The sequence below is a fragment of the Larsenimonas rhizosphaerae genome, from assembly GCF_026240105.1.
Lineage (GTDB): Bacteria > Pseudomonadota > Gammaproteobacteria > Pseudomonadales > Halomonadaceae > Larsenimonas > Larsenimonas rhizosphaerae.
Genome location: NZ_JAPIVE010000004.1, coordinates 374,259 through 395,179 on the forward strand (window position 1 = coordinate 374,259; position 20,921 = coordinate 395,179).

The following is a 20,921-nucleotide window of genomic DNA, read 5'->3' on the forward strand; positions in this document are numbered from 1 at the left end:
CACCCTCTGATGCCATCATCTGCTGCGCCGGCCTTCGCCGGGCAGCTTCCGCTATCACTCCGCCAGATAATCGCCTAGACGCTGCATGAAGGCAGCGCCCAGGTCGAGCTGTTCCACGGAAATAAACTCGTCCGGCTGATGAGCCTGCCCAATGCTGCCGGGACCACAGATAATCGCTTCGAGTCCGGCTTCCTGAAACTGTCCGGCTTCGGTAGCGTAAGCTACTGCCTCCGGGACCTGCTCACCCATCAATGCCTGACATATCCCGAGCGCGGCCCTGTTATCACGATCTGCCAATGCCGGCACCGTGGCAGTTATGGGCGTAGTCGTGATGGCCACACGCGTATCGCGGTAGCTCATTTCACGCTCAAGCTGATCACTGAAGGCGACAAAGCGGGCATGGACGGCTTCAAACCCATCCTCGGGCAGATGACGAATCTCCCACTCGAAGGTACATTCCCGTGCCATGATGTTGACCGCTGTCCCCCCCTGGATCTTCCCGACATGCAGGCTTGAGTGCTCGACATTGAAGGCCTGATTGCAGCAGCCCTCGTCCTTCAGCTCCCCCATGATGTCCTCGATTTTCGCCACCAGTCTCGCTGCCACATGGATTGCCGAGATTCCCTGATACACCTGGCTTGAATGTGCCTCCACGCCGGTCACTGTCGTGCTGAGCGTAGTAATGCCCTTTTGCTGCGTCACCGGTTGCATCAGCGTGGGTTCACCCACAATCACGGCAGCAGGACGTGGGCAGTCAGCCACCAGCCGCTCGATCATGCGTGGCGCGCCCTGACAGCCGATCTCTTCATCATAGGAAAAGGCCAGCCAGATCGGCCGCGTCAGAGGCATTTCGACCCACCGGGGAACCTCGGCCAGCGTACAGGCGATAAACCCTTTCATGTCGCAGCTGCCTCGCCCGTACAGCAGGCCGTCTCGCTCGGTCAGGGTAAACGGATCCGTTGTCCAGGGCTGACCATCGACCGGCACCACATCCGTATGACCAGACAACACCACACCGCCTTCAACATTCGGCCCGATGCGGGCCAGCAGATTGGCCTTGCGGCCATCATCGCTCTCGATCCGGCGGCTCTCTATGCCATACCCGGCCAGATACCGTTCCACGAATGCGATCAGTTCGAGATTGGATTCACGCGTGACGGTATTAAACCCCACCAGGTGGGTCAGCAGCTCCACAGCAGTCATGACACGTCCTCAGGAGAAAAGAAACAGGATTTCATGCAGGCCCCCAGCCAGTCAGCACGGCGATGGTCAACATCACCCAGCCCAGCAGAAAAGCCTTGATCAGCATGGGGAAGAAAAAACGCACCCAACGGTCATAGGGCACGCGGGCAATGGCCAGCATGGCCAGTGTGCCGCCCGAGGTCGGCACCACCATATTGGTCAATCCGTCGCCAAGCTGGAATGCCAGAATAGCCGTCTGACGCGTCATGCCGATCAGGTCCGACAGGGGGATCATGATCGGCATGGTAGCCATGGCCTGCCCGCTGCCGGAAGGAATGAAGAAATTGATCAGGCCATGAACCAGCGTCATCGCCAGTGTTGAAACCAGTACCGGTAGCGAGGCCAGCGGCTCCGACAGCGCATGGACGAGGGTATCACCGATATGCCCCTTTTCCAGCAGTACCTGAAGGGCGCGCGCCAGGCCCACCAGCAGGGCACCGGTAGTGACCGAGGCTGCGCCCTCGAAAAAATGCCGATTGATCTGTTCGGCCGGCATCCGGGCCATTATTCCAGCCGCAATGGCCATGGCGATGAAGGCTCCGGCAATTTCATTGATGTACCAGCCATAGACAAACACCCCGTACAGCATGACAGCCATTCCCACGATAAAGCTGCCCAGTACGCGGAGATCCCGCCCACTCAGATGGTAGTCCGCCAGCGGCCTGTCCAGAGCATCGCTGCCTTCATCCACCGGGACATCGGCCAACAGGGAAGCCTCGGTATTTCGGGTAATTCGGCGCATGTAACGACTGGTATGATGTGCCATCAGCATCAGTGTGCCAATACACAGCACGCTGCGAAGCCCGGCACCGGAGAACATGGGAAGCTGGGCCAGCTGATCCGACACACCCACGGTGTATACATTGATGGGCGAGGTCGCAAACCCGATGCCTACCCCACCGATGGCAATACCCGCGCCCACCATGCGATCCCCACCCAGAGCCAGCCCCAGCAGTATTGCGATAGGCACCAGGGCGATATTGTTCTCATATCCGACCGCCACGCCCAGCGCACCAAATACAAGGGTCATCACCCAGATCAGAAGCGTCGGATGCGTGCGCCCGACACGACGCACCAGCGTGCCGACCATGTTTTCCAGCGCGCCGGTCGCTTCCAGCACACGAAACAGGCCGCCACCAACAAACACGGCCACAATGATGCTGGCCGACTCCACCATACCCAGAGGTATGGACTGAAATATTGCCAGAAAGGAGGGTGGTGGCTGTTCAATCAGGTGAAAGGTGCCCGGTATTACGGCCTGCCGACCGTTCACCTGGTGATAGTCGAAGCTGCCTGCCGGTATAACCCAGGTCAGCCCCCAGACCACCACCAGCAGACCAAGGATCAGAATGGCCGGATGAGGCACGCGTTGATACCAGGGCACGGTTGCCTTTGTCATGACGTCTCCCTTGTTATTGTTCTGGTCGCCAGTAGTGCTCGGTCACAGCGATGCGGCCTGCTTCAACACGAGTCGTCCTTCAGCATGGAAAGGCCGTGGCGCACTGTCAATGCAACGGCCGCGAACACGCCATGGGCACGGCCGGGCCGGTACGAGGCATGGCCCGAACCTACGACAGTGGTATCAGCCTTCGCCACACGGTAAGCTCACGCCCGCCTTTCAACGCCTGCCTGATTTCGAGACATGCCGACATGCTGCTTCAGTACATCGATATCATAGGCACGTTTGCCTTTGCCCTCAGTGGTACCAGTGCGGGGATTCGACGCGGGTTCGATATCTTCGGCATTCTGGTACTGGCGATGTCGACTGCAGTGGGTGGCGGTATCGTGCGAGACCTGTGCATCAACGCCACACCACCGTCCGGCCTGGTTCATCCGGTCTATCTGATCACGGTCATCGTGGCCGTCTTTGTCGGCGTTTTCTTTCAACGACTGATCATTCGCATGGAAAAGCCGACCCTGTGGCTCGACGCCCTGGGGCTCGGGTTCTTCTCGGCATTCGGTGCCCATAAAACCTATGAATACACCGGCGAGATATTGTTGTCGTTGATTCTGGGCTGTGTCAGTGCCGTGGGGGGCGGTGTCATTCGCGACATACTGGCCCATCGGCCACCGCTGGTATTGACCAGGGATATATACGCCAGCGCGGCGCTGATCGGGGCCGGTATCGAACTGCTGGGCGTCACGGGAGTCATCGACAGCCGCTGGAGTATCTGGCTGGCCATTTTCACCTGCACCCTGATTCGCGTGCTGTCACTTAGATACCATATTCACCTGCCGTCAATCACCTCGAAATTCGAGGGATGACACGGCGGCTGCCCGGACGCGCCTGGCCAGATACCAGACATAAAAAGGGCGGCCATACGGCCGCCCCCGGATCAGATGCACTCGCATCAGTGATCTACCGCGCCATGCGCCCCCAGACCCGTTTGAGACCGAACGAACTGGGCATCAAACAGAAGCGCTTCATCCTTCGCTTGCCGGGAGTGGTCTGTCACCGAAAACAGCCAGATACCGATAAAGGCTACAGCCATCGAAAACAGGGCGGGATAATCGTAGGGATACACGGGCTCGGCATGACCCAGTACCTTTACCCATACGGTAGGCCCAAGCACCATCAGCGTGATGGCGGTCAATAGCCCCAGCCCGCCACCCAGCACTGCACCGCGCGTGGTCAGCCGCTTCCAGTACATCGACAACAGAAGTACCGGAAAATTACAGCTGGCCGCAATGGAGAAGGCCAAGCCGACCATAAAGGCCACATTCTGCTGCTCGAAGGCAATGCCCAGCACAATGGCCACGATGCCCAGAATCAGTACCGTGATCTTGGAAATCCTTACTTCCTTCGCTTCATCGGCATTGTCCTTCATGATGACCCCGGCATACAGATCATGCGAAATGGCCGATGCTCCGGCCAGTGCCAGCCCCGCTACAACAGCCAGAATGGTGGCAAACGCCACGGCAGAGATGAAGCCCAGAAAAACACTGCCGCCGACCGCGTCCGCCAGATGCACCGCCACCATGTTGGTGCCACCGATGATCGAGCCATCCACATTCATGAACTCAGGGTTGGTGCTGACCAGAATGATTGCGCCGAAACCGATGATGAAGGTCAGAATATAGAAATAACCAATAAAGCCGGTCGCGACGAAAACGCTTTTACGCGCCTCACGGGCATCACCCACGGTAAAGAAACGCATCAGGATATGTGGCAGACCCGCGGTCCCGAACATCAGGGCCAGCCCCAGCGAAATGGCTGAAATGGGGTCCTTCACCAGCCCACCCGGGCTCATGATCGACGCGCCGTTGTCGTGGACCGCGACCGCCTCGGAGAACAGGGCCTCGGCACTGAAGTCCACGTGCATCAGTACCATGACGGCCATGAAGGTCGCACCGAACAACAATAGGGCCGCCTTGATCATCTGTACCCAGGTCGTCGCCAGCATGCCGCCAAACAGCACATAGCAGACCATCAGTACGCCTACCGCGACTACTGCAATTTCGTAATTCAGGCCGAACAACAACTGAATCAGTTTGCCGGCACCCACCACCTGAGCAATCAGATAAAGCGCCACTACCGCCAGTGAGCCAAAGGCCGAAAGGGTACGCACCGGACGCTTGCCAAGCCGAAATGAGGCGACATCGGCAAAGGTATACCGGCCCAGATTTCGCAGCCGCTCGGCGATCAGGAACATGATGATCGGCCAGCCGACCAGAAAGCCCATCGAATAGATCAGGCCATCATAGCCCGACGTGAATACCAGCGCCGAGATCCCCAGAAAGGATGCCGCCGACATGAAGTCACCCGAAATGGCCAGACCGTTCTGAAAGCCGGTAATCTTGCCGCCAGCTGCATAGTAGTCTGCCGCCGTCTGGTTTTTCTTCGAGGCCCACCAGGTGATGTAGAGGGTAGCGGCGACAAAGAAAAGGAACATGATGATGGCGGGAATGTTGATGTCCCGCTTGCTGACCTCACCGGTAATGGCATCGGCAGCGAGCACCGGGAAGGAAAGGGCCAGCAGTGCCAGGCCCGTCAGGGAACGAGAGGAGCGCCCGAACATCATGACTGCACCTCCTTGAGCACCTGGGCGGTAAGCCGGTCAAATTCACCGTTGGCTCGTCGAACGTATATGCCTGTCAGCACAATGGCCGAAGCAATCAATCCAAGCCCGATAGGGATGCCCCAGGTAGTGGTCATGCCGGGAGCGAGTGGTGTACCCAATACCTGGGGCGCAAAGGCAATCAGAAGAATGAAAGAGAAATAAAGTCCCATCATGATCAGTGACAGCATCATGGCGAACCGACCTCGCTTGGCTACCAGCTCCTTGAAACGAGGGTTTTGTTCAATGTTCTGCCATCGTTGTACATCCCGGTCATCCAGTTTCGCCATAAGACAGCTCCCGCATCGGGTTCATTGTTATTAATATTCTGCTCCTTAAGCGATAGTAGATAATGCCCTGAAAGCGCAGCACACTTTGGTCGCGTATAGACCAAAGGCGCAGGCTATCGGGCCCCGGGCCCACTGCTCTCGCGCAGCCTCAAGTCCCCTTTCGTGGTCGAGCCCCGGGGGTGCCTCAATCAGTAATCATTTCGTCACGCCAAGGCGACGATAGTGCCCGTGCCAGAACGTGACCGAAGCCGCCACGGCAGCCGGCATGATCAACAGGTTCAGCAATGGAATCAGCATGCCAAGTGCTACCACCCCCCCAAAGGTAAGGGACTGCCACCACTTTTTGCGCAGCCGCGCCTTCATGTCGTTAAAGCTCACTCGGTGCAGGTCCATCGGGTAATCCAGATACTGGATTGCCATGCTCCAGGCACTGAACAAGGCCCACAACAATGGACTCAGTATGTTGACTCCTGGAATGAAGCCGATGATGACCAGTATCAGCATGCGGGGAAGAAAGTAGCCAAGCTTTCGACATTCCCGCCCGAGACTATCCAGAGCCTGCTTCGCCAGGCTGCGATCGTCCTCGACGGGTACGCCGCTGACCTGAGCATCCAGCTTTTCCGCCAGAAATCCGTAAAAGGGCGAGGCAATCAATGTCGCGACCAGCGTGAACGAAAAGAAGGCAATGACCAGCAGAGAGAGGACGACCAGTGGCCAGATCAGCCACTCCAGCCAGCTGAGCCAGGAGGGAACCTGCATCATCCAGTAGGCAATCCAGCCCTCGAACCGACCTACCATCCACCAGATGGCCAGCACGTAAATCAGCAGATTAATGACCAGCGGTGCGAACACATACCGACGACACCCCGGCTGAAAGACCATTCGGAGCCCTCGCTCCAGAGAGGCGATAGCACTGACCATGAGACACGTCTCCATATACGGTGAAATAAGTCGGACGCTACCACATTTCGATGCAACTGCCCGGCTCGCTGTGCTCAGGTACGCATCGTATTAGCCATTAGTTGCAAAAGCCTTTCGAAACACTCAAAATATCTTTCGAAATGAAACATCGGGAGTCACACCGTGGCAGAAGTACTTACCAGACGGAATACGCCCCAGCGTCGCCGGCACATCGTTGATTTTGTGCATGCACGGGGTGAAGCCAGTGTGGATGAGCTCGCCCGGGAATTTCATACTTCCGAAGTCACGGTTCGCAAGGATCTGGCCGCGCTTGAAACCAACGGCTTGTTGCTGCGTCGCTATGGCGGCGCAGTTCCCATTCCGAAGGAAATGACGGAAAGTGCCCCCCTGCTTTCACAAAGAAAGAAGGCGATTGCCCGGGAAGCTGCGCGCCATATCCGGGATCACAATCGACTGATCATCGATAGCGGCAGCACCACAGCAGCCTTGATTCCCTGGCTCGAGAAATCAACCGGTCTGGTCGTCATGACCAACTCCCTGTCGGTTGCCAACCAGCTGAGAATGCTGGAGCGGGAACCCACACTGCTGATGACCGGGGGCACCTGGGATCCTCACTCGGAGTCCTTCCAGGGGCAGATTGCGGAACAGGTCCTCAAGGCCTATGACTTTGATCAGCTGTTTATTGGTGCCGATGGTATTGACCTGCACCGCGGGACGACCACATTCAACGAGTTATTGAGCCTGTCGCGGGTCATGGCCGATACCTCACGCGAAGTCATCGTCATGGCGGAGTCCGAAAAGGCCGGCCGCCGGATCCATAATGTCGAATTGCCCTGGGCGGCCATCGACATTCTGGTGACCGATGAAGAACTCGGCGATGACGCCGAAAAAATTATTGCCTCTCACGGGGTCCGTGTCATTCGGGCTGCCATTGACTGACTAATCCAGTTAAACGATTGATAACAAGGAGTGTTTCCATGTGCGGTATTGTCGGCGCGATTGCGCAACGTTCAGTACAGAATATTCTGCTTGAGGGCCTGAAGCGCCTCGAGTACCGGGGTTACGATTCGGCTGGCATGGCCATTTTCGATGCCGAAAACACGTTGCAGCGCAGCCGCGCCATGGGCAAGGTCGCCGCGTTGGAAGAAAAGCTGGAACAGCAGTCCCTGAAGGGGCAGCTGGGCATTGCGCATACGCGCTGGGCAACCCATGGCAAACCGTCCGAACATAATGCCCACCCCCACCAGTCCGGCGACAAGCTGGCAGTAGTACACAACGGCATCATCGAAAACCATGAAGCCCTGCGTGAAGAGCTTGAAGGTCAGGGCTATGTATTTACCTCCGAAACGGATACGGAAGTCATCGCCCACCTGCTGTCTCGTGAATACGACAAGACGCAGGACCTGCTGACCGCTGTACAGAACATTGTCAGTGGCCTGGACGGCGCCTATGCACTGGGCGTTATTCATGCCGACCAGCCCGACACCCTGATCGGTGCTCGCAAGGGCAGCCCGCTGGTCGTTGGCGTGGGGATCGGTGAAGCCTTCCTGGCGTCTGATCCGCTGGCGCTTTTGCAGGTTACCGACCGCTTCATCTACCTGAAGGAAGGTGATGTAGTATGTCTGCGTCCGGAAGGCAGCGTGCAGGTCTTCAGCGAACAGCGTGAAACGGTCTCTCGTGAAGTCATTACCTTCGAACACGGTGACGGTGCCGCATCAAAGGGCAATTATCGCCACTTCATGCTCAAGGAAATTCATGAGCAGGCTTCTGTCATTGCTTCAACACTTGAAGGCCGACTGGGCGAGCGCCACGTTCTGACTCACTGCTTCGGTGCCGATGCCGACAACCTGCTGGGCCAGGTCAAGAACATCCAGATCGTGGCCTGTGGTACCAGTTATCATGCAGGTATGGTGGCACGCTACTGGATCGAGAAGCTGGCCGGCATTCCTACGCAGGTCGAAGTGGCCTCCGAATACCGCTACCGTGAAGTCGTGGTTCCGGAAGGCACACTGTTCGTGACCCTGTCACAGTCCGGTGAAACGGCAGATACTCTGGCCGCCCTGCGCTACGCCGCCAGCAAGGGTGGTTATCTGGCCAGCCTGTCGATCTGTAACGTCCCGGGCAGCTCACTGGTGCGTGAATCCGATCTATGTCTGATGACCCAGGCTGGTCCTGAAATCGGCGTTGCCTCGACCAAGGCCTTCACATCCCAGCTTATCGCCATGATGCTTTTGACCCTGTCACTGCGCATGGTGCGTCAGGGTGACGACCAGGTTCAGGCCGATATCGTCGCGGCACTGCGTGGTCTGCCCGGCCTGTTCGAGAAGGGACTGGCCATGGATAGTGCGATCGAAACCCTGTCGGCCGCCTTTGCCGAAAAGCATCACGCCCTGTTCCTGGGACGTGGGCCGATGTTCCCGATTGCTCTGGAAGGCGCGCTCAAGCTCAAGGAAATTTCCTACATCCACGCAGAGGCCTACCCGGCTGGCGAACTCAAGCATGGCCCGCTGGCCCTGGTCGATAACGACATGCCGGTCATTGCCGTGGCGCCCAATGACGAACTGCTCGAGAAGCTGAAGTCCAACCTGCAGGAAGTACGTGCACGCGGTGGTGAGCTGTTTGTCTTCGCGGACGAAAACGTCCACCTCAAGGAAGGTGAAGGCATCCATATCATGCGGATGCCGGCTGTCGAGGAACATATCGCACCGTTACTGTACACCCTGCCGCTGCAGCTGCTGTCCTATCACGTTGCCGTGCTGAAAGGCACCGACGTTGACCAGCCGCGCAACCTAGCAAAATCCGTAACTGTCGAATAAGACCGTTCAGGCGGTGCCCCTTTCGGGGCACCGCCATCTGCTGTATCGCTTCCCCTCTCTCCCCTCCCGTTCTTCAACGATTGAGCTTCACCCGTTACGGCTTTCAATGCATAGTAGGTGACTCACTTTCAGCCTGACTTGTCCTTATGCCCCATCTTCTGTCGCTTCAAAGCCACGTCGCCTATGGGCACGTAGGCAACCGCGCTGCCGTCTTCCCGCTGCAACGCCACGGTTTCGATGTTACGGCGATTCATACCGTCCAGTTTTCCAATCACACCGGGTATGGTGCGTTTACAGGTGACGTTTTTTCACCGGCCCACCTGATGGATGTACTGAATGGCATTGAAGCCCGCGGTGCCCTGAAGCACATGCAGGCATTGCTGACCGGGTATCTGGGGGATGAGCGCACTGGCGATGTAGCACTTGAGGCATTGACGCGTATACGACGCCATCAGCCTGATGCCCTTTATTGCTGTGACCCGGTCATGGGAGATACAGGGCGCGGCTTTTTCGTCAAACCCGGCCTGCCGGAATGGATTCGTGATCATGCCATTGCCCGTGCCAGCATCATCACGCCCAACCAGTTCGAACTGGGCTTTCTGGCCGACAGAACCATCGCATCACGCGGTGATGCACTGGCCGCGGCCGCAGATCTGCGTGCCAAAGGACCAAAACAGGTAATTGTGACCTCGCTGGATGTGCCCGAACTCCCCGAGCACCATATTGCAATGCTGCTGGACAACGAGGAAGGCAGCTGGGAAGTCATGACGCCAAAGCTTCACTTTGATACCCCCCCCAATGGGGCCGGTGACGTTACATCCGCGCTTTTTCTTGCCCACATGCTGAAAGGGGCCTCTCCGGAGCAGGCGCTGGCGCAAACGGCCTCATCGGTCTTTGCCATTTTCGAGGCGACCTTCGCAGCCGGCGAGCGCGAACTTCAGTTGATCGCAGCCCAGGATCGTTTACTGACCCCGCCTCAGCTTTTCCGCGCCGAGCGTGTGCGCTAGATCATGGCTATCGAGCCCGCTTCGTCCATTCCGCTGTACCTGGGCCTGCCGATGTGGTCTTTCGATGAGTGGAAAGGGTCCTTTCTGGCACGCCATACCCCCATGCAATACGCACTGGAGGAATATGCCAGCGTCTTTACTGCCGTAGAGGGTAATACCACCTTCTATAGTGGGACACCTGCCGAACGGACACTGCAGCAATGGGCGGAGCGCACTCCGGATCACTTTCGGTTCTGTTTCAAGCTTCCGCAGTCCCTGACTCACGAGGAGCGGCTGGCTGTTCCACAACACTGCCTCGACTTTCTGAACGCCATCCGATTGTTGATGCCAAAACTTGGGCCCGTCATGATTCAGCTCCCAAGGGACTTCGGCTGGCAGGAACTCGGGAAACTGGAACGCCTGCTCATTCAATGGCCTCCGGATATTCCCTGTGCCGTAGAAGTACGCACACCGGAATTTTTCCACAAGGGAGAGGCCGAACGTGCTCTCAACCGATTGTTGATAACTTATTCGGTTGATCGAGTGATGCTGGATGTTCGCCCGTTGTTTTCAACACACGATGATACCAACCGAGCCTTGACAAAAGCACAACAGGAAAAACCGAAACGCCCATTACACGTGCTCTCCACGGGAAATTCTCCGATTATCCGCTTTATCGGCCATTTTGAAAGCGAAGCAAATACTCACTTTTTCACCCCCTGGATTGAGCAGCTTGCCCTGTGGATAAATCAGGGGAAAACCCCTTATCTGTTTTTACATACACCTGACAATCGACGTGCGCCCGAGCTGGCCAGAGAATGCTGGAATCGCCTGTCCGAGCATCTTGCGCTGACACCCCTGCCTCGCTTTCCGGCAGAGCAGCAAACCTCGCTGTTCTAGAATGATCTCTACATGACGCGACACGGCCGAGCCTGAACGGCATGGTGTTACGCCCCGAGGATTCGGCCACGGCCTGGAATGTGGTTTACCTCTTAAAGACTGTGGCCCGCTTAACGTATACTCCCCGTGTAGCCTTGCGAACCAGCTCGGAGCAGACCACCTGCTCGCGGGAAGTGCGATCATCATCGCCATCGAAAACGTCGCAAGCGTCGCCGCCCTGTAATCCAGGAGGCATGGCGAGCGGCATAACAACCATAAAAGCCATTGCCGGCTTCGGCAGGCAATACACGCGATTATTCAGGGTGATTCAATGCCTCAAAAATCCCATACCCATGCGCAGTGGTCCTCACGCCTTGCCTTTCTGCTGGCCGCCGTAGGCTCCTCGGTCGGACTGGGCAATATCTGGAAGTTCCCTTACATGACCGGCGAAAGCGGCGGTGGCGCGTTCGTGGTGGTCTATCTCATCTGTATTGCACTGGTCGGACTGCCGATCCTCATGTCGGAGTGGCTGCTGGGCCGGCTGGGTCAGAAAAACCCGATGTCCTCCATGCAGAAGATTGCCGGACGCATGAAGCGCTCCCAGTCCTGGGGACTGGTCGGGTTGGCGGGTATCCTTGGTGCCTATCTGATCCTGTCGTTTTACAGTGTCATCGGTGGCTGGGCCCTGGCGTACATCAAGTACGCGGTCACGGACACCTTCAGTACACTCGACGGTGACAGTGTAGGCAGCCTGTTCGGTAACCTGCTCGGCGATCCGAGCACACTGCTCCTGTGGCATAGCGTCTTCATGATCATGACCGTAGGCGTTGTAATAGGTGGCGTTGCAGGGGGCCTTGAGCGTGCAGCCAAGACATTGATGCCGGCACTGGTGGTTCTTCTGGTGGTCATGGTGGGGTACGCAGCCACTACTGATGGTTTTGCCGAAGGTGTGCGTTATCTGCTGCTGCCTGATTTTTCCAAGTTGACCGCGCAAACAATACTTGCCGCCATGGGGCATGCCTTCTTCACCCTGAGTCTTGGGATGGGCATCATGATGGCATACGGGTCATACCTTTCCGATGACGTCAATATTGGCCGCACCGCGGTCATCGTGGTCTTCATGGATACGATCATTGCCCTGATGGCCGGCATGGCCATCTTCCCCATTGTCTTCAGCAACGGCCTGGATGCCGGCGCAGGCCCCGGTCTGATCTTCCAGACCCTGCCTCTGGCCTTCGGGCACATGTCCGGTGGATGGCTGTTCGGTATCCTGTTCTTTGTACTGCTCGTGTTTGCCGCGTGGACATCATCCATCTCCCTGCTGGAGCCGGTTGTCGAATGGCTTGAAGAGAAAACCTCGATGAACCGCAAGGCTGCCACCATTGCCGCCGGTCTCGCTACCTGGGCGCTGGGGCTCGCCACTGTGCTGTCGTTCAATGTGTGGTCGGATATCCATCCGCTGGGTATTTTCGACAAGTTCAGCGGCATGACCATCTTTGACCTCCTGGATTACGCCACCAGCAAGGTAATGCTGCCGTTGACCGGACTGGCTACCATTATCTTTGTAGGCTGGTTCATGCAGCGTGATGAGCTGAAAAGCCAGCTCAATGTCTCCAGCGGTGCCTTCTCGCTGTGGTACGTAACATCACGGTTCGTGGCCCCGATCGGGGTAGCGGTAGTGTTTGTATTCGGCCTGATCAACTAGTCAGCCGCTCTAAAGGGTTGATGGCAGTGTGCCGATAAGGCCCTGTTGTCGGCCCTTTTTCTTTGCCTTCTCCCTGCCCGTGCCCGAGTACGCTGGTGCCATGATTATCTTCGGTCATCATTTACTGAAGGGGCACGGGCCACCATGTCAACCAACGCTGTAACCTCCTCACTGGCTAGCAGGTTCAAACGGCTGCCACTGAACCCCTCGACACTGATCGGACTGGTAGGCGCTGCGGCCCTGCTGATGGCGGTCCTTACCTTCGGTGCCGAATCACCGCTGGCATTTCTCAATATGCCTGGTCTGATGATTGTGGTCATCGGAACACTGGCAGCCACCTTTTTAAGCTATCCCCTGCGCGAACTCTCGCATGTTGCCAACGTCATCCTGATCGTTTTCCGCAAGGAAAATGATCATGTTCAGGAAGATATCGGCGAGCTGGTCAACCTGTCCCGACAGTGGATGCATGGCCAGGGGCGAAATATTGAAAAAATGCTGGACCAGACCCGTAACCCGTTTCTGAAAACCGGCATCAGCCTGGTCATCGACAATATCAAGGAAGAGGAAATCGTGGATCTGATGCGCTGGCGCATTTCACGATTGAAGGCGCGCGAGCGTGGTGAAGCACAGATCTTTCGAACCATGGCCGCCTATGCACCAGCCTTCGGCATGCTGGGTACCCTGGTGGGGCTTATCAACATGTTGAGTGTGATGAAAACCGGCGATATTGCAGTCATCGGGCCCAGCATGGGTATCGCGCTGCTGACAACGTTCTACGGCATCCTGCTGGCCAACCTGGTATTCAAGCCCATTGCGGTCAAGCTGGAGCGTCGCACGGAACGCCGGGTCATCGCGATGAACATGGTGGTAGAAGGTGTATCAATGATGTGCCGTCGGCGTTTGCCCTCGTTCATTGAAGCCACCCTGCAGTCCTTCATTGAAGAATATCGCGACCAGGATGAACTGGGAGAGCAACGCCGTTCGGGAGAACCCCATGTACGCGAAGCGCGCTGAGGTTCCGGAATCCCTGTCGATCCGAACCCCGGCCAGGCGCCGGGACGAGCTGGCAGAGGACTTTGATGACAGCTCGCTGGATCAGGCAGGCTGGTTGATCAGTTACCTTGATGTGCTGACACTGCTGATCATGCTGTTTGTCATTTTGCTGATGTTCAATCGGCCTGTGCCGGATATCGAACCGGAACCGGTCAGCATGGCGGCTGCCACCGGCGGAATCATGCCGCTTCACAGGGGCATCCAGCCCATGGTGAATGGTGAAATTGTCGGCCCACCCCGCTCGGTCACACCGGTGCAGGGCCCTGCCGTGGCAGCCGAGACTCTCGCAGAGGCCGCCACACCGATGCCGCCGGCACCTGACCTGACGCTCACGCCGGAAGCTCTCATGGCCGTTGGTCGTGTCACTGGCCCCATGCCGGTGGTCGCTTCCTCTGCCCCTGCCACTGACAACAACGATGGCATGCGAGTAATGGACCAGCTCAAGGATGTGCTGCCGGTACTTGATGGCGTAGTCGTGCAGCCAACCCCACAGGGAATCACATTCAGGATTCAGGATCGTCTGCTGTTTTCAAGCGGTGACGTGAGCATTTCACCGGAAGGTGAGCGACTGTTGACGCAACTGGTACCGGCTCTGGAGCGATTCAAGGGATCGATTTCGGTCGAGGGGCATACGGACAGCCAACCCATTTCAACGGAACGTTTTCCGTCCAACTGGGAGCTGTCAACTGCCCGCGCCAGCGCTGTACTGCGCCTGCTTCGAAATCGCAATATTGCAGGCGACCGATTGCGCGCCGTTGGCATGGCATCCACTCGACCGCTGGCAGATAACGACACGCCAGATGGCCGAGCAGAAAATCGACGCGTGGAGCTGGTGCTCAAGGCATTGCCCTGAGATGGAGGGTGTCGTCAGGGTGAGCCGGAATGATGCGTCAGTTCATCACCGCGAATATGGCGCTCTAGTCGTCGCTGTTCGCGGTGAAGCTCGATTCCTCGCCGCGCCTGGTAGTATCGGGTAGCGGCCCTTTTGGCCTTCTGCTGGTGCCGCTCGGCTTCAACTGACATGAAAATGTCGAGAAGCTGCGTCTTGATGGAGGAAAGCTGTTCATCTTTATGCATCATCAATCACTCCCTGAAGGGGCCTAAATCAATGAGTGCCGGCGATGACGGCAGGCTATACAGATCATACCAACGTCCAATCCACATATTAGCCTAACGCTGAGGCCCGATTCGCAGTACCATGCGTCGCATCATCCGGACTTTGCCAACAACTCACATTTGGTGAGGTGCTGCAACATTACTATAGCGTTATTGACACTATAATGACGCCAACGACATTAACGTATGTACTGGGAGTTACCGTGAGTCTTGCCCTGTTTGATGAGCTAAGGGACCGCCTGCCTGACTTCAGGCGTTCAGAACAGAAAGTAGCCCGTTATGTGCTGCGCCATCCCGATGAAGCCATCCACATGCGCATTGCCGACATCGCCAAGAACGCAGGCGTCAGCGAACCGACGGTCATCCGTTTCTGTCGCGCGCTGGGTTGTGACGGCTTTCAGGATTTCAAGCTTCGCCTGGCCCAGATGCTGGCAACCGGTGCGCAATACGCTCAGTTTTCGATGGATGACAGCCATGACGTTGGGCAGTTCACCAATGGCATCTTTGATTCAACCATCGGCATTCTGCTGTCGGTAAGAGACAGAACCGACCCGGAAGCTGTCAGCAAGGCCATTCAGGCACTGACACTGGCCAATCGGGTCGAGTTTTACGGCTTCGGTGCCTCCGGTGCGGTGGCTTCCGATGCCCAGCACAAGTTCTTCCGCCTGCAGGTATCAACCGCAGCCTATGCCGACCCTCATATGCAGAACATGTCAGCGGTCACACTAAGCGCGGGAGACGTCGTGGTGGCTATTTCTCAGACAGGCCGTACCAGCTCACTGTTGAGTAGCGTGGATCTGGCCCGGGAAGCCGGAGCGACGGTGATCGGACTGTGCCCCCGCAACTCGCCGCTGGCCAATGCCGTCAATATTCCGCTGTTCATTGATGTACGCGAGGACAGTGAAGTCTATACCCCTATGACGTCACGCATCGTACATCTGGTGATGATCGATATCCTGGCCGTGGGCGTAGCCAAGTCGAAAGGCTCTCAGCTGGATGACAAGGTACGCGCCGTGAAACGCAGCCTGGCGCCGCTTCGTGTCCCGGAAGGCAACAGCGGCCACTGACGGGTGGGTCACGGCAGGTCACAGGTGGGTATGATAAAGTGGCAATCACATTCCCTCTTCTGCCGATGACCTCTTGCCATGGATTCACAGCCTCTTCTCGACTCGCTTAACCCCGAGCAGCGCCGTGCTGTCAGCGCGCCTCAGGGCAATGTACTGGTACTGGCCGGGGCCGGTTCCGGCAAGACACGTGTACTGGTTCACCGTATCGGCTGGCTGATGCAGCACGAGCGGCTTTCGCCCTATGCCATCATGGCCGTGACCTTTACCAACAAGGCCGCTCGTGAAATGCGAACCCGCCTTGAGGCGCTGCTGGATGTGTCATTGCGCGGGATGTGGGTCGGCACCTTTCACTCCATCTCACATCGTCTGCTGCGCACCCATTGGCAGGATGCCGGCCTGCAGGAACATTTTCAGATCATCGACATGGATGATCAGCTCCGTCTGATCAAGCGTCTTGTGCGTGAGCACAATGTTGATGAGGAGCGTTTCCCTCCCAAACAGGTGATGTACTTCATCAGCGGCTGCAAGGAAGAAGGCATGCGTCCGGCGCAGCTGGATGGCCACGGTGACAGTTACATGCAGCAGATGATCGAGCTTTACGAATTCTATCAGGCCGCCTGTGAGCGCGGTGGTCTAGTGGACTTTGGCGAGCTGCTATTGAGAAGCCTGGAGCTGTTGCGTGATAACCCCCGTCTGCTGGCTCATTACCAGGACCGCTTCGCTCACCTGCTGGTCGATGAGTTTCAGGATACCAATACGCTTCAGTATGCCTGGCTCAAGCTACTGGCAGGTTCGCGTGAGTGCCTGACCGTCGTCGGCGACGATGACCAGTCCATCTACGGCTGGCGCGGTGCCAAAGTTGAAAACCTGGAGCGCTTTCGAGACGAGTTTGCCAATACGGATCTTGTGCGTCTGGAGCGTAACTATCGCTCGACCAACGTGATCCTGGACGCCGCCAACCACCTGATTCGCCACAATGGCGGTCGTATGGGAAAAGAGCTCTGGACGGATGTCGAAGATGGCGAACGCATTTCGGTCTATGCCGGCTTCAATGACCTGGACGAAGCCCGCTTCATCGTTGACAGTATTCAGAAACATGTCAAAAAAGGCATGAGCCGTCATGAAATAGCCGTGCTGTATCGTTCCAACGCTCAGTCCCGCGTTATTGAAGAAGCCATGATCAGAAGTGGCATGCCTTACCGGATTTACGGGGGGCAGCGCTTTTATGAACGTCTGGAAATCAAGAATGCGCTGGCCTATCTACGGCTGCTGGTCAACCGTGAAGATGATGCCTCGCTGGAACGCGTCATTAATGTTCCCGCACGCGGTATTGGCACAAAGACCATCGAGCAGCTGCGTCATGTGGCGCGGGAACAGCAGATTTCCCTGTGGCAGGCGCTCACCAATGCGTCATCGCATGGTGTGCTCAGGGGCCGGGCCGCCAATGCAGTCAGCCAGTTTGCCGATCTGATCGATACCCTCGATAACGACACGGCCGGCATGGCACTGCATGAGCAGATTGATCACGTCATTACCCTGAGTGGCCTGATAGAACACCACCAAGCAGAAAAGGGCGAGAAAGGGCAGGCTCGAGTGGAAAACCTGCAGGAGCTGGTCAGTGCAGCACGCAGCGTAGCCCTGGCGGATCCGTTCTCAACCACGGATGACATGCCCGAAGCCGGTAATGGTCTGGGGCAGTTTCTGTCCGAAGCAGCGCTGGATGCCGGCGACCATGAGGCCGGTGAATTCGAGGACGCAGTCCAGATGATGACCCTGCATTCTGCGAAGGGCCTGGAATTTCCGGTGGTATTTGTCGCGGGTGTAGAAGAAGGGCTTTTCCCGCACAAGATGTCCATGGAAGAGCCAGGGCGCCTCGAGGAAGAGCGTCGTCTGTGCTATGTCGGCATTACTCGGGCCATGTCACATCTTTATCTGACCTACGCTGAAATGCGTCGGCTGCATGGCAAGGAAACCTATCAACGGCCCTCACGTTTCCTGCGAGAGCTGCCGGAAAATCTGCTTGAAGAAGTACGCCTGAGGGGACAGGTATCACGGCCCGTCTCCCAGCGACCTGCCCCGGCACGCCGCAGCATGACATCCGACCCGACCCCTGACAGCGGCCTGAGCCTTGGGCAGCGCGTTCGTCATCCCATGTTTGGCGAAGGCATCATCATTGATGCGGAAGGCAATGGGGATCGAGCGCGCGTTCACGTCAGTTTCGAGGATCATGGCGACAAATGGCTGGTGCTGGGTTTTGCCAGGCTGGAGCCTGTCTAGACTGTCATCATAACGTCACACCTGCCGGGTAGGATCAAGTGTCGCCAGCGTGGCGTCACTTTTTCTACTTCACTCCTTATTCAGTGCACCAGGGAGCGCCATGGACATCACCAGTGGTCATCACAGTCAGCATATTTCGCGTCAGTTCAACAAGGAACTGGATGCTCTGAAAACCCACTTGATGGCCATGGGTGGCCTCGTCGAGAGACAGGTGCAGGATGCCACCACCGCACTGCTCGAGGGGAATGGGCATCTGGCAGAGGAGGTCTGCAACAAGGACCATGACGTCAATGCCATGCAGTTGCAGATTGATGATGAATGCACCCAGATTCTGGCTCGACGTCAGCCCGCCGCATCCGATCTGCGTCTGGTGCTCGCCGTTACCCGTGCCGCTTCCGACATGGAACGTATCGGTGATGAAGCCAACAAGATTGCCCGACATGCCCTGTCATTGATTGATGAAGGTTATCAGACCAACGGGTTCATCGAGGTTCGGCGTATCAGCCAGCAGGTACGTGACATGCTACGCAATGCGTTGACGGCCTTTGCCCGTTTCGATACCTCACTGGCTCTCAATGTGTTGCATACGGATGAGTCGGTAGACAGTGAATATCGAAGCTCCATGCGCGCATTGGTAACCTTCATGATGGAGGACGCCCGCTCGATCGGTCCGATTCTTAATATCATGTGGGTGCTGCGCGCTCTGGAGCGTATTGGTGATCATGCCAATAACCTGGCCGAGTCCGTGATCTACCTGGTCAAGGGGCTGGATATTCGTCATACCGCACTGGATGAACTGGACGAGAAGGAACTGGACAGCTGATCATGCTCGCTGTCTGAATGGACGAATATATACTGCAGACATGAAAAAGCCGGGCATCATGCCCGGCTTTCAGATTGTACTACCTTCCCGGTTTACTTCCTGCTCGGCCGCTGCCAGTCATTTTTCTCAACCTGACGCCCACGAGCAATTGCAAGAGCGTCATCGCTGACGCGTTCGGTGATGGTAGAGCCTGCGGCAACCGTGGCACCCTTTCCAATTGATGCAGGCGCGACCAGCGCAGAGTTGGACCCGATAAAGGCATTATCGCCAATCTCGGTCCGGAACTTGTTTACACCGTCATAGTTACAGGTAATGGTGCCTGCGCCTACATTGACGTTTTCACCCAGTGTCGCATCGCCTACGTAGCTCAGGTGATTGATCTTGCTGCCTTCGCCAACGTATGCATTCTTGGTTTCAACAAAGTTGCCTACTCGTGAACCGTGCTCGAGTACGGTGCCCGGCCGCAGGCGCGCAAAGGGGCCGATGGCAGCCTTGCCATTGACCTGAGCCTGCTCGATGACACTGTGGGCGGCAATGACCGTACCAGCCCCGATACGAGAATTTGAAATCAATGTGTATGGGCCGACTTCAACGCCATCTTCCAATACGACATCACCTTCAAAGATACAACCCACGTCAATCTTGACGTCCTGTCCGATCGAGAGCGAGCCTCGAACATCGATTCTGGACGGATCAGCGAGGCTGGCACCATTGCGCATCAGTTCATCAGCCTGCCCCTTCTGGAAAATACGCTCCAGACCAGCCAGCTGAAGTCGGTCGTTGACCCCTTGTACTTCATGCTCGGAGGCGGGCTCAGCCGTCTCAATGGCAATACCTTCGCTGGCGGCCATCGCAATGATATCCGTCAGGTAATATTCACCCTGAGCATTATCCGAGGACAGCGCCGGCAGCCAGGTTTTCAGCGAGGCAGCCGTGGTTGCGAGAATACCGGTATTACATTCACGAATCGTTTTCTGAGCATCGGAGGCATCCTTTTGCTCCACGATGGCAGTCACGCGATTATTGCTGTCACGTACAATTCGCCCATACCCGGAAGGATTATCCACCGTAACGGTCAAAAGTCCCAGATGCTGATCATCTACCTTGGCCATCAGGGCCTTGAGGGTTTCCGGCTGAATCAGGGGTACATCACCGTAAAGGATCAGAACCTTGCCATCACCCAGCTGGTCCAGCGTCTGGGCCACGGCGTGGCCGGTTCCCTTCTGTTCCCGTTGCAGTGCAAATGTAACCTGTTCTGCTGCCAGGGCCTCTTCAACACGCTCGGCACCATGACCGACTACAACATGCAGGCGGACATCATCCATCGCTTTTGCAGCCGCCACAACATGGCTGACCATGGGCTTGCCGGCGAGAGGGTGAAGTACCTTGGGAAGAGAAGACTTCATACGGCTTCCCTGCCCGGCGGCGAGGATGACAACATCGGTAGTCATTATGAGCAATGCTCCTTGCTTAGTGATTCAATCTAGATGTAGTACCAGTGTATCAGAATGATATGACAGTAGACTTGACAGTGATGAGCACTGCACCGCTGTTTTTTGAGCCATAAAAAAAGCCCCTGGTCGTATGACCGGGGGCTTTGGTATAGATGCCTGACGATGACCTACTCTCGCATGGAGAAGCTCCACACTACCATCGGCGCTAAGCTGTTTCACTTCCGAGTTCGGCAT

Annotated in this window: 18 protein-coding genes and 1 rRNA gene; 11 read left to right on the plus strand and 8 right to left on the minus strand. The window is 56.9% G+C overall.

Going from position 1 to position 20,921, the window contains the following annotated elements:
- Positions 1–54: 54 nt before the first annotated feature.
- A complete protein-coding gene (gene argE / locus OQ287_RS14410) occupies positions 55–1,203 on the minus strand; it encodes an acetylornithine deacetylase (RefSeq protein ID WP_265896892.1) in 1,149 nt (382 codons plus the stop codon).
- A gap of 31 nt (positions 1,204–1,234) precedes the next feature.
- The gene (locus tag OQ287_RS14415; RefSeq protein WP_250938127.1) at positions 1,235–2,641 is read right to left on the minus strand and encodes a YfcC family protein; all 1,407 of its coding nucleotides are present in this window, start codon (positions 2,639–2,641) and stop codon (positions 1,235–1,237) included.
- 95 nt (positions 2,642–2,736) lie between these two features.
- On the opposite strand from OQ287_RS14415, the gene OQ287_RS14420 reads away from it, so the two are divergent.
- Positions 2,737–3,507 carry a trimeric intracellular cation channel family protein gene (locus tag OQ287_RS14420; protein ID WP_250938125.1) on the plus strand — a complete coding sequence of 257 codons (771 nt, stop codon included), beginning with the start codon at positions 2,737–2,739 and terminating at the stop codon, positions 3,505–3,507.
- 86 nt (positions 3,508–3,593) lie between these two features.
- On the opposite strand, the gene OQ287_RS14425 is transcribed toward OQ287_RS14420, so the two are convergent.
- The 3 genes from OQ287_RS14425 to cysZ all read right to left on the minus strand — a co-directional run bounded on the left by OQ287_RS14425 (position 3,594) and on the right by cysZ (position 6,511).
- Positions 3,594–5,264 (minus strand): cation acetate symporter, encoded by a 1,671-nt coding sequence (locus OQ287_RS14425; RefSeq protein WP_265896893.1) that lies wholly within the window; start codon positions 5,262–5,264, stop codon positions 3,594–3,596.
- Positions 5,261–5,590: a DUF485 domain-containing protein gene (locus OQ287_RS14430; RefSeq protein WP_265896894.1), complete on the minus strand. Its 330-nt coding sequence runs from the start codon at positions 5,588–5,590 to the stop codon at positions 5,261–5,263. The genes OQ287_RS14425 and OQ287_RS14430 overlap by 4 nt, the downstream gene beginning before the upstream one ends.
- Positions 5,591–5,785: 195 nt before the next feature.
- On the minus strand, positions 5,786–6,511 hold the full coding sequence (cysZ, locus tag OQ287_RS14435) for a sulfate transporter CysZ (protein ID WP_250938119.1): 726 nt from the start codon (positions 6,509–6,511) through the stop codon (positions 5,786–5,788).
- A 162-nt stretch (positions 6,512–6,673) separates the two neighbouring features.
- Between cysZ and OQ287_RS14440 the strand changes: the two genes are divergently transcribed.
- From OQ287_RS14440 to OQ287_RS14470, 7 genes are all read left to right on the plus strand, one after another.
- Positions 6,674–7,450, plus strand: a complete 777-nt coding sequence (locus OQ287_RS14440; protein WP_250938117.1) for a DeoR/GlpR family DNA-binding transcription regulator — start codon at positions 6,674–6,676, stop codon at positions 7,448–7,450.
- 38 nt (positions 7,451–7,488) lie between these two features.
- Positions 7,489–9,327: a glutamine--fructose-6-phosphate transaminase (isomerizing) gene (gene glmS / locus OQ287_RS14445; protein WP_250938115.1), complete on the plus strand. Its 1,839-nt coding sequence runs from the start codon at positions 7,489–7,491 to the stop codon at positions 9,325–9,327.
- Between the two features lie 146 nt (positions 9,328–9,473).
- Entirely contained in the window at positions 9,474–10,334 is an 861-nt protein-coding gene (pdxY, locus tag OQ287_RS14450; RefSeq protein ID WP_250938113.1) for a pyridoxal kinase PdxY, read from the plus strand.
- 3 nt (positions 10,335–10,337) lie between these two features.
- A complete protein-coding gene (locus OQ287_RS14455; RefSeq protein WP_250938111.1) occupies positions 10,338–11,213 on the plus strand; it encodes a DUF72 domain-containing protein in 876 nt (291 codons plus the stop codon).
- A 310-nt stretch (positions 11,214–11,523) separates the two neighbouring features.
- On the plus strand, positions 11,524–12,897 hold the full coding sequence (locus OQ287_RS14460; protein WP_265896895.1) for a sodium-dependent transporter: 1,374 nt from the start codon (positions 11,524–11,526) through the stop codon (positions 12,895–12,897).
- A gap of 198 nt (positions 12,898–13,095) precedes the next feature.
- Positions 13,096–13,911 (plus strand): motility protein A, encoded by an 816-nt coding sequence (locus OQ287_RS14465; protein WP_250938758.1) that lies wholly within the window; start codon positions 13,096–13,098, stop codon positions 13,909–13,911.
- On the plus strand, positions 13,892–14,803 hold the full coding sequence (locus OQ287_RS14470) for an OmpA/MotB family protein (protein ID WP_265896896.1): 912 nt from the start codon (positions 13,892–13,894) through the stop codon (positions 14,801–14,803). Before OQ287_RS14465 ends, OQ287_RS14470 begins: the two co-directional genes overlap by 20 nt.
- Positions 14,804–14,817: 14 nt before the next feature.
- Here OQ287_RS14470 and OQ287_RS14475 read toward each other — a convergent pair whose 3' ends face one another.
- Positions 14,818–15,030: a PA3496 family putative envelope integrity protein gene (locus OQ287_RS14475; protein ID WP_322974134.1), complete on the minus strand. Its 213-nt coding sequence runs from the start codon at positions 15,028–15,030 to the stop codon at positions 14,818–14,820.
- A gap of 239 nt (positions 15,031–15,269) precedes the next feature.
- On the opposite strand from OQ287_RS14475, the gene hexR reads away from it, so the two are divergent.
- The 3 genes from hexR to phoU all read left to right on the plus strand — a co-directional run bounded on the left by hexR (position 15,270) and on the right by phoU (position 19,233).
- Positions 15,270–16,133, plus strand: coding sequence for a transcriptional regulator HexR (gene hexR / locus OQ287_RS14480; protein ID WP_250938105.1), 864 nt, complete (start codon positions 15,270–15,272; stop codon positions 16,131–16,133).
- 78 nt (positions 16,134–16,211) lie between these two features.
- Complete coding sequence (gene uvrD / locus OQ287_RS14485) at positions 16,212–18,410, plus strand: DNA helicase II (protein ID WP_265896897.1); 2,199 nt, start codon at positions 16,212–16,214, stop codon at positions 18,408–18,410.
- Between the two features lie 100 nt (positions 18,411–18,510).
- Complete coding sequence (phoU, locus tag OQ287_RS14490) at positions 18,511–19,233, plus strand: phosphate signaling complex protein PhoU (RefSeq protein WP_250938100.1); 723 nt, start codon at positions 18,511–18,513, stop codon at positions 19,231–19,233.
- A 92-nt stretch (positions 19,234–19,325) separates the two neighbouring features.
- Here phoU and glmU read toward each other — a convergent pair whose 3' ends face one another.
- Both glmU and rrf read right to left on the minus strand, forming a co-directional pair.
- Positions 19,326–20,684, minus strand: a complete 1,359-nt coding sequence (gene glmU / locus OQ287_RS14495) for a bifunctional UDP-N-acetylglucosamine diphosphorylase/glucosamine-1-phosphate N-acetyltransferase GlmU (protein ID WP_265896899.1) — start codon at positions 20,682–20,684, stop codon at positions 19,326–19,328.
- Between the two features lie 157 nt (positions 20,685–20,841).
- A 5S ribosomal RNA gene (rrf, locus tag OQ287_RS15405) occupies positions 20,842–20,921 on the minus strand; the annotation flags it as partial.

Bases quoted from the DNA above. Each gene is read 5' to 3' on its own strand.
- pdxY (WP_250938113.1), top strand. From the start codon at position 9,474: ATGCCCCATCTTCTGTCGCTTCAAAGCCACGTCGCCTATGGGCACGTA.
- argE (WP_265896892.1), bottom strand. From the start codon at position 1,203: ATGACTGCTGTGGAGCTGCTGACCCACCTGGTGGGGTTTAATACCGTC.
- phoU (WP_250938100.1), top strand. From the start codon at position 18,511: ATGGACATCACCAGTGGTCATCACAGTCAGCATATTTCGCGTCAGTTC.
- OQ287_RS14425 (WP_265896893.1), bottom strand. From the start codon at position 5,264: ATGATGTTCGGGCGCTCCTCTCGTTCCCTGACGGGCCTGGCACTGCTG.
- OQ287_RS14430 (WP_265896894.1), bottom strand. From the start codon at position 5,590: ATGGCGAAACTGGATGACCGGGATGTACAACGATGGCAGAACATTGAA.
- OQ287_RS14455 (WP_250938111.1), top strand. From the start codon at position 10,338: ATGGCTATCGAGCCCGCTTCGTCCATTCCGCTGTACCTGGGCCTGCCG.
- OQ287_RS14460 (WP_265896895.1), top strand. From the start codon at position 11,524: ATGCCTCAAAAATCCCATACCCATGCGCAGTGGTCCTCACGCCTTGCC.
- glmS (WP_250938115.1), top strand. From the start codon at position 7,489: ATGTGCGGTATTGTCGGCGCGATTGCGCAACGTTCAGTACAGAATATT.
- OQ287_RS14475 (WP_322974134.1), bottom strand. From the start codon at position 15,030: ATGATGCATAAAGATGAACAGCTTTCCTCCATCAAGACGCAGCTTCTC.
- cysZ (WP_250938119.1), bottom strand. From the start codon at position 6,511: ATGGTCAGTGCTATCGCCTCTCTGGAGCGAGGGCTCCGAATGGTCTTT.
- OQ287_RS14470 (WP_265896896.1), top strand. From the start codon at position 13,892: ATGTACGCGAAGCGCGCTGAGGTTCCGGAATCCCTGTCGATCCGAACC.
- glmU (WP_265896899.1), bottom strand. From the start codon at position 20,684: ATGACTACCGATGTTGTCATCCTCGCCGCCGGGCAGGGAAGCCGTATG.
- OQ287_RS14415 (WP_250938127.1), bottom strand. From the start codon at position 2,641: ATGACAAAGGCAACCGTGCCCTGGTATCAACGCGTGCCTCATCCGGCC.
- uvrD (WP_265896897.1), top strand. From the start codon at position 16,212: ATGGATTCACAGCCTCTTCTCGACTCGCTTAACCCCGAGCAGCGCCGT.